18 protein-coding genes and 1 riboswitch are annotated in these 15,093 nt (G+C 41.8%); of the genes, 5 read left to right on the top strand and 13 right to left on the bottom strand.

What is annotated here, in order from left to right; translation table 11 throughout:
• Nucleotides 1–27: 27 nt before the first annotated feature.
• On the top strand, nucleotides 28–414 hold the full coding sequence (gene mscL / locus RWS39_RS01310; protein WP_125381811.1) for a large conductance mechanosensitive channel protein MscL: 387 nt from the start codon (nucleotides 28–30) through the stop codon (nucleotides 412–414).
• 98 nt (nucleotides 415–512) lie between these two features.
• Here the strand turns inward: mscL and rpsU are convergent, their stop codons facing one another.
• The 8 genes from rpsU to RWS39_RS01270 form a co-directional block, all read right to left on the bottom strand.
• Nucleotides 513–689 carry a 30S ribosomal protein S21 gene (gene rpsU, locus RWS39_RS01305; protein ID WP_000048054.1) on the bottom strand — a complete coding sequence of 59 codons (177 nt, stop codon included), beginning with the start codon at nucleotides 687–689 and terminating at the stop codon, nucleotides 513–515.
• Nucleotides 690–848: 159 nt separating this feature from the next.
• The gene (locus tag RWS39_RS01300; RefSeq protein ID WP_125381808.1) at nucleotides 849–1,472 is read right to left on the bottom strand and encodes a Type 1 glutamine amidotransferase-like domain-containing protein; all 624 of its coding nucleotides are present in this window, start codon (nucleotides 1,470–1,472) and stop codon (nucleotides 849–851) included.
• A gap of 13 nt (nucleotides 1,473–1,485) precedes the next feature.
• Nucleotides 1,486–2,058, bottom strand: a complete 573-nt coding sequence (locus tag RWS39_RS01295; RefSeq protein ID WP_282188046.1) for a class I SAM-dependent methyltransferase — start codon at nucleotides 2,056–2,058, stop codon at nucleotides 1,486–1,488.
• Between the two features lie 179 nt (nucleotides 2,059–2,237).
• Nucleotides 2,238–2,921 (bottom strand): DUF4956 domain-containing protein, encoded by a 684-nt coding sequence (locus RWS39_RS01290; protein WP_125381803.1) that lies wholly within the window; start codon nucleotides 2,919–2,921, stop codon nucleotides 2,238–2,240.
• An 11-nt stretch (nucleotides 2,922–2,932) separates the two neighbouring features.
• Nucleotides 2,933–3,664 (bottom strand): polyphosphate polymerase domain-containing protein, encoded by a 732-nt coding sequence (locus RWS39_RS01285; protein WP_125381801.1) that lies wholly within the window; start codon nucleotides 3,662–3,664, stop codon nucleotides 2,933–2,935.
• Between the two features lie 300 nt (nucleotides 3,665–3,964).
• Nucleotides 3,965–5,470, bottom strand: coding sequence for a M56 family metallopeptidase (locus tag RWS39_RS01280; protein WP_247950878.1), 1,506 nt, complete (start codon nucleotides 5,468–5,470; stop codon nucleotides 3,965–3,967).
• Between the two features lie 15 nt (nucleotides 5,471–5,485).
• A complete protein-coding gene (locus RWS39_RS01275; protein WP_005592027.1) occupies nucleotides 5,486–5,863 on the bottom strand; it encodes a BlaI/MecI/CopY family transcriptional regulator in 378 nt (125 codons plus the stop codon).
• Between the two features lie 110 nt (nucleotides 5,864–5,973).
• The gene (locus RWS39_RS01270; RefSeq protein WP_005590216.1) at nucleotides 5,974–6,330 is read right to left on the bottom strand and encodes a DUF1304 domain-containing protein; all 357 of its coding nucleotides are present in this window, start codon (nucleotides 6,328–6,330) and stop codon (nucleotides 5,974–5,976) included.
• Between the two features lie 191 nt (nucleotides 6,331–6,521).
• Between RWS39_RS01270 and RWS39_RS01265 the strand changes: the two genes are divergently transcribed.
• On the top strand, nucleotides 6,522–7,838 hold the full coding sequence (locus RWS39_RS01265) for an FAD-containing oxidoreductase (protein ID WP_005590214.1): 1,317 nt from the start codon (nucleotides 6,522–6,524) through the stop codon (nucleotides 7,836–7,838).
• A gap of 110 nt (nucleotides 7,839–7,948) precedes the next feature.
• Nucleotides 7,949–8,917: an NAD(P)/FAD-dependent oxidoreductase gene (locus tag RWS39_RS01260; RefSeq protein ID WP_125381793.1), complete on the top strand. Its 969-nt coding sequence runs from the start codon at nucleotides 7,949–7,951 to the stop codon at nucleotides 8,915–8,917.
• A 32-nt stretch (nucleotides 8,918–8,949) separates the two neighbouring features.
• Here RWS39_RS01260 and whiA read toward each other — a convergent pair whose 3' ends face one another.
• From whiA to RWS39_RS01240, 4 genes are all read right to left on the bottom strand, one after another.
• On the bottom strand, nucleotides 8,950–9,861 hold the full coding sequence (whiA, locus tag RWS39_RS01255; RefSeq protein WP_005590210.1) for a DNA-binding protein WhiA: 912 nt from the start codon (nucleotides 9,859–9,861) through the stop codon (nucleotides 8,950–8,952).
• Nucleotides 9,858–10,835: a YvcK family protein gene (locus RWS39_RS01250; RefSeq protein ID WP_005590209.1), complete on the bottom strand. Its 978-nt coding sequence runs from the start codon at nucleotides 10,833–10,835 to the stop codon at nucleotides 9,858–9,860. The genes whiA and RWS39_RS01250 overlap by 4 nt, the downstream gene beginning before the upstream one ends.
• Entirely contained in the window at nucleotides 10,832–11,722 is an 891-nt protein-coding gene (gene rapZ / locus RWS39_RS01245; RefSeq protein ID WP_125381792.1) for an RNase adapter RapZ, read from the bottom strand. Before rapZ ends, RWS39_RS01250 begins: the two co-directional genes overlap by 4 nt.
• A gap of 67 nt (nucleotides 11,723–11,789) precedes the next feature.
• Entirely contained in the window at nucleotides 11,790–12,173 is a 384-nt protein-coding gene (locus RWS39_RS01240; protein WP_048766658.1) for a RidA family protein, read from the bottom strand.
• Between the two features lie 132 nt (nucleotides 12,174–12,305).
• Nucleotides 12,306–12,350: riboswitch (PreQ1 riboswitch) on the top strand.
• 121 nt (nucleotides 12,351–12,471) lie between these two features.
• On the opposite strand from RWS39_RS01240, the gene RWS39_RS01235 reads away from it, so the two are divergent.
• Together RWS39_RS01235 and RWS39_RS01230 are read left to right on the top strand one after the other, a co-directional pair.
• Nucleotides 12,472–13,449, top strand: coding sequence for a nucleoside hydrolase (locus RWS39_RS01235; RefSeq protein WP_314479613.1), 978 nt, complete (start codon nucleotides 12,472–12,474; stop codon nucleotides 13,447–13,449).
• Between the two features lie 4 nt (nucleotides 13,450–13,453).
• Nucleotides 13,454–14,020: a LytS/YhcK type 5TM receptor domain-containing protein gene (locus tag RWS39_RS01230; protein WP_125446613.1), complete on the top strand. Its 567-nt coding sequence runs from the start codon at nucleotides 13,454–13,456 to the stop codon at nucleotides 14,018–14,020.
• A 146-nt stretch (nucleotides 14,021–14,166) separates the two neighbouring features.
• Here the strand turns inward: RWS39_RS01230 and RWS39_RS01225 are convergent, their stop codons facing one another.
• Nucleotides 14,167–15,084, bottom strand: a complete 918-nt coding sequence (locus RWS39_RS01225; RefSeq protein WP_061422925.1) for an aspartate carbamoyltransferase catalytic subunit — start codon at nucleotides 15,082–15,084, stop codon at nucleotides 14,167–14,169.
• Nucleotides 15,085–15,093: the final 9 nt, after the last annotated feature.

The following is a 15,093-nucleotide window of genomic DNA, read 5'->3' as shown; positions in this document are numbered from 1 at the left end:
TAAATTATTTTTTGAAAGGAAAAGAAAATGTTAAAGGATCTTAAAGAATTTTTGCTACGCGGTAACGTGATTGACTTAGCAGTCGGGGTTATCATTGCGAATGCTTTCGGAGCAATCGTTAACTCATTGATTACTGACGTTATCACTCCCCTCTTCCTCAACCCAATTTTGAAAGCTGCACAATTAGAGCAAATTTCTCAATTGAAATGGAACGGAGTAGCTTATGGTAACTTCTTGAGCGCTGTGATCAACTTCTTGGTAGTCGGTACTGTTCTCTTCTTCATCGTTAAGTCTGCTGAAAAAGCACAAAGCCTTGCTAAAAAGAACGAAGAAGCTGCTGAAGAAACACCAGCTGGACCAACAGAACTTGAAGTTCTACAAGAAATCAAGAGCTTGCTTGAAAAACAAAACTAATATCAAAACAGCACTGAGAAAACTCAGTGCTGTTTTATTATACGCTTTTCAACCAAAAGAAAAAAACAGCCAAATCGACTGTTTTCTCATTCTAGTTATTAGAATTTTTTACGTTTACGAGCTGCTTCTGATTTGCGTTTGCGTTTTACAGAAGGTTTTTCATAGAATTCACGTTTGCGTGTTTCTTGAAGAGTACCAGCTTTAGTAACCGCACGTTTGAAACGACGAAGAGCATCGTCAAGAGATTCATTCTTACGTACTACTGTTTTTGACATTTTTTTCACTCCCTTCAAGTCCAAGATCTATTCTATTCTACACGCAAAATGGATAAATGTCAAGAAAAAAACTGCCATAAACTTATATTATCTTCACTTTCTTTTTTAAAAGCAACAAATTGTTAGAATGAACATCATAATAGCAAAAAGAAATTTATTTTAAGTCTGTTCAGAAACGACTTCTCTTTCTTCACCATTTACAATTACGGCTTGGGAATTGTTTATTAGCATTAAACTGAACTGATTTTTATAGGTTTCAAAGGTCTTTTTGCTACTATCAGTAAAAGGCTCCTCACCATAATGTGGAAGGATGTAAAAATCCACTTCATCCAATCCTGCTGTATCAGATAACTCTGTCGCTACGGTCTTATCGTCCATGAGTTTATTGTAGTCAATATCCTTAGCTGTAATGATAGCCCCTGCTGATTCTCCCACATAGACCAACCCATCTCTTATTTGTTCTTTGATAAGAGATAGGAGTTGTTTTTTCTTTAATTCTTGTAATAAATAAAATGTATTCCCGCCAGAGATATAAAGAATTTTGCTTTGGAAAATCTTTGCCTGTGCAGTTTCTCGATCACAAGAAGCAATATCTAGAACCTCTATCTCAAATCCTAAATCTCTGAATGTTTGCTGAGCCTCATCAATATAGGCAGTATAGTCCTCTTTGTTCCCAGCGGTAGGAATAAATAAAACCTTATTTTCTAGATTCTTTTCCTTTGCATAATCTCTAAAAAGCTTTTTGACACCAGCAAAGTATGAACATAAAAATAATTGTTTCATGATTGTGCCTCCATTAATGTTTGACAATTTTATAAAGGATCCACGATCCCTTTCTTTGACTAGTTACGAGCTCAAAGCCTACTGATAACAAAAATCGTCTAAATGCTTCTTCGCTTTGGACCTCTGGTAAAAAGTAAGACAACTTGTTATATTCACAAGCCAGTAAGAGCATCCCATCTGATTTGAGTATCCTTCGAAGCTCTATAAAAGAAGCATCTAGGTCTTGCCAATGAAAATGCGTTTGAAAAGCTGTAATCAAATCAAAACTTTCATCAGAAAATCCTGTCTCCCTAACGTCTCTTCGTTCAAAATTTAGATTGACCATCCCTATCTGTTTGGCTTGAGCTATTGCAATGTCTGAAATATCGATTCCAGTTATAGTACTTTGCGGAAAGGTTTCTTTCAGTAGGATGGTTGAACGGCCGTTCCCAACTCCTACATCTAAGATTACAGGGTAAAATGTCCTATCCAGATGACGAATTGCCCATACAAACATGGGGATATAGGCTCGATTCCACAATTTCATCATTCGTTTTCCTAGAAAGCCCGAAGGATTCTTTGATTGCTGAATCAAAGAATGAAACATGAGTAATAAAAGTATGATAGAAATGATGATTATTATATGAAGCACTCTTCAATCCTCCACTTCTGGATAACTACATTATAGCATTTTAGAGAGATTACAGCTATATTGATCAACAAAACACTTGCATCCCAAAAGATAACTTTTGGGATGCAAGTCATTCAAAACGACTGTCTTTTACCTTACAAGGTTTTTCGTTTTTTGGCTTCTTTCGAGAAGGAAATATTCTTAATCTTCTCATAGCGTAAGAAGCGTTGAATGAGGTGCTGGTCGCTTACATCTGGTTTCAAATCAACCACGTAGTCCAACTTGATAAACTTATTGTCAACTGACTGGACCGAGGTCAACTCAAAACTTTTGCAGGCTGTTTCAAAGATTGCTTCAAAAAGGACTTCATAGTCTAACTCAGAAGGAATCTGAATTTGGACATAACGTCTGGTTTGACTAACCGAACTAAAGCCCATCTTTTCAAAGTGCAACCAAAAGAAGGAAATGAGGAGCGTGAAAAAAACTCCTAGAGCTAAGAAACCCATTCCTGTCGTGATCCCAATCGCTGTCGCCATGAAGATGGCTAAAAGTTCTTTGGACCCTCCTGCTGCTGATCTGAAACGAATCAAACTGAATGTTCCTGCTACAGCGACACTGGTTCCCAGATTTCCATTTACCAAGAAAATGATAATGGAGATAATGGCCGGCAAGAGAGACAGTGTGATGACAAACTCCTTGGTGTAAATAGTTTGGTGCTTATAAACCTTGGCCAAAATAATCCCCAAAATCAAGCCCGTCACGAGGGAGGCTATTAGAGCTAGAGGGTTAACCTTGATTTCGGCCGAAGAATAGATGCTGTTAAATAACTGTGTAATCATTGTTTCTCTCCTTAAACCTTGACGGCTTGAGGAACCAATTCTTTAGATTTTAGATAGGCTTTGCCGTATTTTGAGAAGGACTGAGCTTCAAGGCCGTATTTATTCAAAATTTCAGACATCCACTGAGGATATTCCCCTGAAACCTTGATTTCCATAATCACCATATCGTCTTCCAAGAGAGGATAGCCGTGGCGACCTGAAGTCAAGTCTACATCATAATCACGGAAGCGGATATTGGAGTCAACCGTCACACGAACTTTTTTATCTTCTGATCCTTTCATCGAATAACGATCATAGCTAATTACCATTTTCGGTTTTAAGCCTGCATAACGCTCCTGCAACAGCTCCACTTCTGTCTTGACCCGCTCATCAGAAATAGTTTGGTCTGTAAGTCCTTTCTCAATATAATTAACAACTGAAGTTAGATTTGAAACCAGTCGATACTTGAAGCCAACGTCCTCCGACTTTTTCTTGATTTCCAAAAATACCTGACTATCCCTTGTTGGCTCCGCTGCATAAGTCCGCATCCGTAGCTTTTCACGGCCGCCTCTTCTAGCAATCGAGTCTTGGATCATTTGAAAATCATCATTATCAAAATAGACATTTGAAATAGTCGAAGTTGCATAATCATCCGGAATGAGGTAAGCATGCATCTCAGCTTCTACGCGAGCCAAGGTCGCACGGTCTAAAATGTACTTTGTTTCAACACGTAGGAAGTTCGTTTGGATTTGTTTTTGTTTCATTTTAATTCCCCTTTTATTCTACAAGTGTCGTTTAAAGTTTTAAAAGAAAGAGAGCCCTTGCTCTACTACTCTCATACTTTCCGGACAGTATTTTCAAAACTTTATTCTACATTTGTAGTTTATACTTACATTCTACGCTTGTAGTTTTAAAAAGTCAAGAGGAAAATTACTAAAATTTAAAAAACTTTAAAATTGACCTCAATTTATGAGTTGAAGACTAGATTCTACCAAAAATAAAGATAAAAAAATTCTACCAATCGCTGCTTCTATCAAGAAACCTCAATTGGTAGAATCTTTTATCTAATCGTCATCATCATCGTCGTCATCGTCTTTGTCATCATCACGATCTTTATCCTTACTCTTTGAAGAGCTAGTTTGAGCAGGAGGTTGGACAGGTGCTGTACTAGTGTTTGTATTTGAATTTGTCACATTATTGGTCGCAAGAGTCGGCGAGCTAACACTTCCCGTCTGACCCGCATTCACATTCCCACTTTCACTATCAGCTGGAGTCGCTGCAGAAGACGATGATGCCGGAACTTCTTTTTCAACTGTTACTGTCTTTTCAACAATGGTATGCTGCTTGGATTGGACGACTTTTCCAGTCTTGGCATTTACAGTGAGCTCATGAGCCGTCTGTCCATGTGAAAAGAGAATCTTATAATTGCCTTTCTCACGTGAAATCTGCACATCTTTGACATCCTTTTCAGCCAGAGAAAGTTCCTTCAAAACTGTTTCTAAGGCCTGACGCTGACTAAGTCCTTCCGCTTTCTTGGACTCTAAGACAAGTTTACTATCTTGTGCGACAGGATTTTCTAAGGCAAAGACCGAGCTAGACAAGAGTAAAAGTAGAGGAACTGCTACTACGAAAGAAGCAGACAGAAACCTCTTAGGCAGGCGGTTATCCATAATGCCGACAATCCGCCGCTTAAGATTAAAATTATCAGAGTAAAAACAAGTTGTCAGAGAAATCGGGGTCTTCTTACTGCGGTCTATCATGGTCAAAATCGTTTCACCGTAGAAAGTCCGATACTCTGTATCTCTACAGCTCAAAACATCGTAGTCACAATACATTTCTCCTGCTTCCTGAGTTTCCCGACAAGCAAAACGCACTACTGGATTAAACCAATGCAGGCTCTTGGCGAAAATTGCAAGAAGATTAATCAAGACATCCCGGTGCTGATAATGGGTCAACTCATGCTGAAAAATCAGCTGCAGCTCCTCCTCCGTGTAGTCCAGCTCCGGTAGCACAATCAAAATATCCCTGAATCCTAGCAACATTGGGCTCTGTGTCATAGGGTAGTGGAGCAGACGAATCTTACTTTTAACGCCCATCTTTTCTTTGATCAAATGCAACTGGAACACAGTCTCTTCGTCCTCAACCTCTGTCCCCCAACGTTGCAACATCTTTTTGAAACGGATATAAGAATAGGCATATTTACCTAGGTTAAATGCACAACCAAGCAGCCAAATGGCAAAGAATATTTCAAACCAAGGTAGACCCAGAAAAGCCTCCCAGAGATTGGCCTGGGTTGCTTTCTCAGCTACTTGAGAAACAGCTTGCCCTCCACCTGTCTGGCCAGCTCTAACAGCTGTCTGAACAGTCGCCCCAGTACTCAGCCGAATCAAACCAGAGCCAAACTGAGGACGGAATGGGAATAGAAAGCTCAGCAAGATTAAAAACCAGACAAAATACTTGACCTTGACTGAAATCTTGGTCTTGAGGGCTGCAAAAAGAAGGCTCAAAAACAGAACCAAAATCGAAGTGGAAAGACTGGTTAAGAGGAAAGACAAAAGGAACTGTTTCATGGATACTACCTCATCTTACTCTTTCTGATTCAGTAAATTACGCAACTCATCCAGTTCATTTTCTGAAAAAGAATTAGATGAAAAGAGAGTCTTGACAAAGCCTCCCATGGAATGTCCGCTGTAGCGCTTCAAAAAGTCTGACGTCTCTACTTCTAAATATTCCTCTTCCGAAATTAAGGCCGTATATTGCCTTTCGCGTCCCTTTCGAACACTTTCTAAGAAACCCTTTTCCGTCAAGCGAGCCAGAACTGTCAACAAGGTCTGAGGCTTCCAATGGTTATCTTCACCTAGCTTTTCCATAATTTGAGCAGAAGTCGTTGGATTTGGCAGGTGCCAAATAATCTTTAAGATGGCAAATTCACCATCTGGTAAACGTTTAATTGAATGATTCATTGTATTTCCATCCTTTCTAAAGTCTTCTTCTAATTTTATTCTACACATGTCTAATAAAAAAGTCAATCATTATGTAAAAAAGAGCTGGGAATCACTATTTCCCGCTCTTTCTAGAAAAATAAACTCAGCAAAGTCAACATTGCCAAACCACCCTGCTTGAACAGGATTTTTGGGTCACTGGTAACTGCACCGTAAGCCGCTACCAAGATGATATAAACCATAAAAATTCCCAGCCAAACTGGATTAGGCTGCACAAAGGCCGCAATCAAGACCAAAACAGCTATAAGCCCGTTGTAAACACCTTGGTTTTTGAAAAGGGTATTGACCGACTTCTGCTCCAACTCCTCTTGTGACATACCAAAGACCCGTGCTGTCGCTGCAGAAGTCGTTGCGATAGTCTCTAAGTACATAATATAGAAAAATTCCAAGGCAACCACACTTGCCAAAATCAGTGTAAAAATAGACATTTCTTCTCCTTATAGAAATTTATGACGAAAAAAGTATAACATAGAACAAGAAAAAGCGCTAAAATTTGGTTCTAATAAAATGGACAAAGTGTATAAAGACGTCTTAAATTACATTTTTAAAATAGGCGTAGCAAAACTCAGCATTTTCTGACTAGATGTGATACAATCTTTTTGAAAAATGGAGGTAAATTATGTTAACCTATGATTTAATTGTCATCGGCTTTGGTAAGGCCGGTAAAACATTGGCAGCCAAAATGGCGGCCCAAGGAAAAAAAGTTGCTTTGATTGAGCGAAGCAAGGCTATGTACGGGGGAACCTGTATCAATATTGCCTGCATCCCAACCAAGACCCTGCTTGTCGCAGCTGAAAAAGGCCTGGCTTTCGACCAAGTCATGGCTGAAAAAAATGCTGTAACCAGCCGTCTCAACGGGAAGAACTACGCAGCAATCAGTGGCGCTGGTGTCGACATCATCGATGCGGAAGCTCATTTCCTTTCCAATAAAATCATCGAAATCACAGCTGGCGATGAAAAAGAGGAACTGACTGCTGAGACTATTGTCATCAATACCGGTGCAGTTTCCAATGTCCTGCCAATTCCAGGACTGACTGAGACCGAGCATGTCTATGACTCAACTGGCATCCAAAATCTGAAAGAACTTCCTAAACGCTTGGGAGTTCTGGGCGGCGGTAACATCGGCCTAGAATTTGCCGGACTATACAATAAATTGGGCAGTCAGGTAACTGTGCTGGATGCTGCTCCTGTCTTTCTCCCTCGAGTTGAGCCTTCTATCGCTGCTCTAGCTAAGCAGTACATGGAAGAAGACGGAATCCAGCTCCTGCAAAATGTACAAACCAAGCAGATTAAAAATGATGGTGATGAAGTTGTGGTTGTGACAGAGGATGGAGAATTCCGCTTTGATGCCTTGCTCTATGCTACTGGCCGCAAGCCGAATGTTGAGCCACTTCAGTTGGAAAATACCGACATTGAGCTGACAGAGCGCGGAGCTATCAAGGTTGATAAACACTTGGAAACAACTGTACCTGGTGTATTTGCAGCGGGCGATGTCAATGGCGGTCTGCAGTTTACTTATATCTCACTGGATGACTTCCGTATCCTTTATAGCTATCTAGCTGGCGATGGCAGCTACACACTGGAAGACCGTAAAAACGTCCCTACCAGCATGTTCATCACACCGCCTTTGGCTCAAATCGGATTGACTGAAAAGGAAGCCCAAGAGCAAGGCCTGCCGATTGCAGTTAAGGAGATTCCAGTCGCAGCAATGCCTCGTGGACATGTCAATGCTGACTTACGCGGTGCCTTCAAGGCCGTTGTCAACACTGAAACCAAGGAAATCGTCGGAGCAACAATCTTCTCAGCAGGGGCTCAGGAAATTATCAATATCCTGACTGTAGCCATGGATAATAAGATTCCTTACACCTACTTGAGCAAGCAAATCTTCACTCATCCAACTCTGGCTGAAAACCTCAATGATTTATTTGCTATCTAATGTTAAGCCCCTAATGGGGCTTTTACAATCCCTACAAAAATTTAACTACATTTCAACCTATTTTTGTGATACAATAATCCTAGTTTATTTTAAAAAGATTGAGGAAAATTATGTCTGAACTGTATGATATTACGATTGTCGGAGGCGGTCCAGTTGGCTTATTCGCTGCTTTTTACGCCCACTTACGCCAAGCCAAGGTGAAAATCATTGATTCCCTACCTCAGCTGGGTGGTCAGCCGGCCATTCTCTATCCAGAGAAGAAGATTCTGGATGTGCCAGGCTTTACTAATTTGACTGGCGAAGAGTTGACTCAGCGTCTGATTGAGCAGCTGGAGACTTTCCAGACCGACATTTGCCTAAATGAAACAGTGCTGGATATCGTTAAATCTGATGATGGCTTCACCATCACGACTTCTAAGGCTCAACATCAGACCAAAACCATTATCATCGCCATGGGAGGCGGCGCCTTCAAACCGAGGGCCTTGGAGCTAGACGATGCTGAAGCCTACAGCAACCTCCACTATCACGTTTCAAACATCAGCCAATACGCTGGCAAAAAGGTTGTTGTTCTGGGTGGCGGTGACTCGGCTGTTGACTGGGCGCTAGCTTTTGAAAAAATCGCAGAAACCAGCCTAGTTCATCGTCGGGATAATTTCCGTGCTTTAGAGCATAGCGTGGAAGAACTCAAGGCTTCTAGTGTTGAGATTAAAACACCATTTGTACCTAGTCGATTGGTCGGCGAAAACGGCAAGATTACCCACTTGGAAATCAGCCAAGTCAAGGGAGAGGAAAGTCAGCTGATTCCATTAGACCATCTCTTTGTCAACTACGGTTTTAAGTCCTCTGTCGGCAATCTCAAAGATTGGGGCTTGGAGCTCAATCGTCACAAGATTTTGGTCAACAGCAAACAGGAAACTTCTATACCAGGTATTTATGCTGCTGGTGATTGCTGTTCCTATGAAGGAAAGATTGATTTAATTGCAACGGGTCTGGGCGAAGCTCCTACCGCTGTCAACAATGCCATTAATCATATCTATCCCGACCAGAAGGTCCAACCCAAACATTCTACAAGCCTATAAAAAACAGCTGCCGAGCTCAAGCTCAGCAGCTTTTATAATTCATCTGCGATTTTATTGATTTTTCTCAAGCGATGATTGACACCGCTCTTAGTCAGAGGCCGGCTCAGACTATCAGCTAGCTGCTGGATCGAATAGTCCGGATGCTGAATACGAAGTTGAGCAACCTCCTGCAGGTCTACAGGTAAACTCTCAATGCCGATATTATCGCTGATTTTGGCAATATTATTGATGGTTTTCATACTGGCTGTGACCGTGCGAGCAATGTTCGCTGTCTCCGCATTATTGGCACGATTGAGGTCATTGCGCGCTTCCCGCATGAGCTTAAGAGACTCAAACTCAGCCATGGCTTCCATAGCCCCAATGACAATGAGAAAATCCATAATATCCTCAGCCCGCTGCAGATAGGTGACAGCTCCCTTCTTGCGCTCAATGGTCTTGGCATCCAGCAGAAAACGTCGCATCAAGGCAGCTAAATCCTCAGCATGATCCAGATAAACGGACAGAATTTCCAGCTGGTATTTGCCTGAGTCTGGCTCCCGCATGCTGCCATTTGAGAGAAAGGCCCCCCTCAGATAGGCTCGGCTGGCTTCGTCATCTGACAAAATGGCCTGGTCAATACCTGCCTCAATACCAAAAAAGGAGTCAGCCAAGTGCAGGTCAGATAAGATTTCTTCCACTTTCTGATCCAGAAATACTGTATAAACGCGATTCTTGCGCAGATTAGTCTTCTGATGATGGCGAATTTCTGACTTGACCTGATAAAGATCCAACAGCAATTCATAGAGATGGCGAGCAATCTTGGCATTTTCTGTTGAAATGGATAAGGTAAGGCCAGTCGAAGAAATTCCCAAACTACCAGCCATCTTGATCATGGCAGCTAACTCATTTTTGTCTTTTACAGATAAGCTCAAAAGCTCTTCTTTTACTTTTACTGTAAAGCTCATTTGCGCACCTGTATAATCTGCATCAATTCATCAACAAGTAACTCTCCATCATGAAAAGCTCCGCCATTTTCCAAACGAAGGAAATTCGATGAAATGACACGCGGAACTTGCTCTTGCAGCCCTCGAAAATTATGCTCAACCTGAACCAGATATTCATCAAATTTATTGCTATTCATATACTCGCGCGGAACTGGCTCGATATTGACCAAGACAGTATCAATGAACTTTTTACCCAAATGACGATGCAGTACTTGAACGTGGTCGCTATCTGAAAAGTGCTCGGTTTCGCCACGTTGAGTCATAATATTGCAAACATAGGCTACTTCTGCCTTAGTATCTAAAATAGCTTGTCCGATTTCTTCGATTACGAGGTTTGGCAAGATGGAGGTAAAGAGAGAACCCGGTCCCAGCACCACCATATCGCTATCCAAAATACTCTGGACTACCTTTCTACTAGCAACAGGCTTTACATCATCATAGGTATTAGTCACATAGACCCGCTCAATCATACCAGCCTTACTGGCCAGATTACTTTCACCAACAACTTCTGTTCCATCTGTAAACACAGCATGCAGAGTCAGCGGAGTGTCGCTTGAAGGGTAGATTTTACCTGTTGTATGGAAAAACTTAGTCAGAAGCTGCATAGCATTATAGGTCGAACCCTGCATTTCGGAAATGCCTGCAATAATCAGATTCCCCAAGGGATGACCTGCTAGAACACCATCTCCTTTGGCAAAGCGATACTGGAAGACCTTCTCATAAAACTTTGGCATATCAGACATGGCGACCAAAACATTTCGCAAGTCACCCGGCGGTGTCAGCTGCTGGATGTTTTTCCGCAGCTCACCAGAACTGCCGCCATCATCTGCTACTGTGACAATGGCTGTGATCTCCACATCCTTTTTCCGCAGGCTGTTTAAAATGACTGAAATTCCTGTACCGCCGCCGATAACTGTAATTCTCGGTTTTCTCATGAGCGGTTCACCGTTTCCTTCCGGCGATTTTTGTCGCGATGACTGGCATTAACTGGCCAGTTTTTCGCTAAATCATCCGCCAAACGCTGTGCAAAAGCCACACTGCGGTGTTGTCCACCTGTACAGCCAACTGCGATAGTCAGTACAGATTTTCCTTCCTTTTGATATCCTGGCAAAATCGGCTCAATCAGGCCCAGCAAATGCTGGTAAAACTCTTCTGACTCCGCATGGTTCATGACATAGTCAAAGACATCCTTGTCCAAGCCTGTCTGGTTACGCAGCTCAGGTTTATAGTAGGGATTAGGCAGGAAACGCACATCAAAAACCAAGTCCGCATCCAGAGGTAAACCGTATTTGAAACCAAAACTCATAACCTCAATGCGGAAACTGTGCAGGTCAGCCTGGTTTGAAAATTGTTCAGAGATGGTCTTTCTGAGCTCCCGTGGTGTCAGTTCCGTCGTATCTACAACATTTTGACTGAGGTTCTTCAGAGGGGCTAAGAGTTCGCGCTCCAATTTAATACCATCTAAAATTCGCCCGTCGGCTGCCAAAGGGTGACTACGTCGCGTTTCCTTATAGCGAGCCACCAATTCCTTGTCAGCCGCATCCAAAAATAGAATTTTAAAATCAATTTCCGTACTTCTTTCCAGCTCATCCAGAATATCCTGAATCTCCAAAAAGAAGGAGCGACTCCGCATATCAACAACCAGAGCTAGTTTATCATTGTCAGTGGTTCCTTCGACCAGCTGCAAAAACTTTGGTACTAAGGTCGGCGGCATATTATCAATGGTAAAATAACCCAAATCCTCAAAAGACTGGATAGCAACGGTCTTTCCGGCACCGCTCATTCCTGTCACAATCACTAATTGAATCTTGTGTTCAGCCATTCTTTCTCCCTTCGTCTAACATTTTATTTCTAAAAAAGGACGGGAAACTTCTCCCGGTCCCAATCATTTATTCTACAATCTCAGCAATGACTTCAATTTCGATTTTTACATCACGAGGCAAGCGAGCCACTTCTACTGCCGAACGAGCTGGAAACTCGCTCTTAAAAGCCGTTTTGTAGACCTCATTAAATGGCACAAAATCATTGATATCACTTAGGAAGCAGGTCGCCTTGACCACATGGTCAAAATCTGTTCCAGCCGCTTCCAAAATAGCTCCTACATTTTTTAAAACTTGCTGAGTCTGCTCTTCAATCGTTGCACCTACAATTTCTCCTGTCTCTGGTGACAAAGGAATCTGACCACTTGCAAATAAAAGGTTACCAACGATTTTTCCTTGAACATATGGGCCGATTGCTGCTGGTGCTTTATCTGTTTGTACTATTTTTGCCATTGTATCTCCTCATTTCTTCTATCTTACTTATTATATCACAAAGTCAAAAGACTGACTAATCTTGTCCCCCTTTCCATTGACTTTTAGGAAATTTTTCTTTATGATAGTAAATGCATAATTCAAAACACTTGTTTTGGACTGGTTCGCAAACTTCCCAGTATAAAAAACTAAGTACCCTTATATTCTAAAGTAATGTAATTGCGCATAGTTTTTTCTGGTGTCCTGCCACTTTGGCAGAACTAACTGAGAGGTTGAGACGGAAGTTTCAGCCTTATTTTATTTCTCAAAAGGAGGACCTATGAAAAGAAAAGTTATTATTGACTGCGATCCTGGCATAGACGACAGCATAGCCCTGCTCTATGCCTTGCAACACCCTGACTTAGAGGTCGTAGCTTTGACCATAGTCGCTGGAAATGTCCCAGTGGAACTTGGTCTTGAAAATGCCTTTAAAATCCTAGAAAGGCTGAATCGGCTAGATATTCCAGTATATGCAGGAGCCGACAAGCCCTTGGTTCGTGACTTCGTCTCCGCTCAGGACACCCACGGCATGGATGGATTGGGGGAAAGCGGGATAACAAGAAGCAGTTCCACCCAAGCCCAACCACAAGCAGCTTATGACTTTCTGGCTGACTATTTCCAGAAAAATAGTGATACTTCCATCATTGCACAGGGGCCTTTGACTAATATTGCTTTGGCTCTTAGGAAAAATCCTACACTTGGGCAACATCTAGACCGATTTGTCAGCATGGGCGGCAGCTACAAATCGCATGGCAACTGCTCGCCCGTAGCTGAGTACAACTACTGGTGCGATCCACATGCAGCGCAAGAAACCTACGAAAAACTTGGAAAAAAGATTGAAATGGTCGGTCTAGATGTCACTCGAAAGATTGTCTTGACACCCAATCTCTTGGAATATATGCGTTTTATCAATCCTGAAGTCGCTGACTTTGTCGGAAAAATCACTCGTTTTTACTGGGATTTTCATTGGGAGTATGAACATATCATCGGTTGTGTCATCAACGATCCATTGGCTGTTGCCCATTTCCTGCATGAAGACCTTTGCCAAGGCTTTAACTCCTTCGTCGATCTTGCAACGGAAGGCATTGCCATGGGACAAACGCTGGTTGATGCCTATCATTTTTATGGTAAGCAAGCCAATGCTAAGGTGCTGACCCAAGTAAACAGCCACCTCTTCTTTCAGGATTTTCTCTCCGTGATACTCAACACTTCAAAGGAAATTATCTGCCAAGATCTAGAAACTTTAAATTTAGGATAAAATTATGAAAAAAACAACACCATTTACCATCACATTTACAGCTATCTGCATCGCTCTAAACTATATCGGGGCCAACATCGCACTTTTTCTAAAACTTCCTGTTTATTTGGATACTTTTGGAACGATATTGGCCAGCCTCATTTTAGGACCTATTTGGGGAGTAGGAACAGCGGTTGCCAGTGCTCTTATTAGCGCCTTTACAACGGACATCTCTGCTATCTATTTCTCTCCAGTAGCCATTCTTTTGGCTCTGCTTGTCTCAGCCTTTTTCACTGCTGATTCAAAACCAAGACTAAACCTCCTCTGGAAAACGGTTCTAGTCTCTCTACCAGCTACTGCTTTAGCCTCTCTGATCACTGTGATAGTCTTCAAAGGAATTACCCCAAGCGGCTCTAGTATTATCGTTCAAGGTTTACACGGTTTAGGCTTAGATTTGGTCACCAGCACCATCATCGTCCAAGCGCTAACCGACTATGCAGACCGACTCATCGTTATTGGGGTCAGTCTGGTCTTCATACCACAACTCAAAAAAGTCATCCCAAGAATCTTTGTAAAATCCAGCAATGCATAAATCAAAAGAACTACTCAAAAAACATAATTTCGAGTAGTTCTTTTGATTTTAACATTTGTTTTTTTATAAGTCTTTAAGATTAAGTTTAAAAAAGGAATAGGAAGACTCTTATTGAGTCCAATCCTACTCCCAAGCTACATTTGAGATTAATTTCGTCCTTTGAGAACAGCCTCAATGATAGCCATTCTGACAAAGACTCCATTTGTCATTTGTTCTACAATCCGAGATTTTGGAGCTTCAACCAAATGGTCTGCAATTTCTACATCGCGATTGACAGGCGCTGGGTGCATCAGGATAGCGGTATCCTTCATACGATCATAGCGCTCTTGCGTCAAACCATGAAGTTTATGATAATTTTCCTTAGAGAAAATAGAGTTGTAGTCATGGCGCTCATGCTGCACACGAAGGAACATCATCACGTCCACCTGGTCAATCACTTCGTCAATCGTTACGAACTTACCATAGTCAGCAAACTCCTCACTTCTCCACTCATCTGGACCAGCAAAGAAGAGCTCGGCACCAAGACGTTTCAAGATTTGCATATTAGACTTGGCTACACGAGAGTGATCAAGGTCACCAGCGATAGCTACTTTCAAACCATCAAAATGACCGAATTCTTGGTAAATGGTCATCAAGTCAAGCAAACTTTGACTCGGATGCTGACCAGAACCATCACCACCATTTACGATAGAAGTTGTAATTGTTGGGCTTTCGATCAATTCTTTATAGTAATCCACCTCAGGGTGACGGATGACACAGACATCTACACCGAGAGCTGACATAGTCAAAATCGTGTCATACAAGGTTTCTCCCTTGTTGACTGAGCTTGTCTTGACATCAAAGTCAAGCAGGTCGCATCCAAGTTTTAATTCTGCTACTTCAAAAGCCTTGTGAGTCCGAGTTGAAGATTCAAAGAAGAGGTTTGCAACGATATGCTGCTCATCATAATGAACCTTTGCGCCGTTTTTAAATTCGATCCCGCGCTTGATCAAAGCCATTACTTCTTCGTTCGTAAGGTGTTCCATAGATACAAGATTTTTAAGTGCGATTTGATTTGATGACATGATGTTATA

The organism is Streptococcus cristatus, from assembly GCF_963529205.1.
Lineage (GTDB): Bacteria > Bacillota > Bacilli > Lactobacillales > Streptococcaceae > Streptococcus > Streptococcus cristatus_O.
Note: the sequence above shows the minus strand (reverse complement) of the source record. Positions and strands in the feature narration are given on the sequence as shown.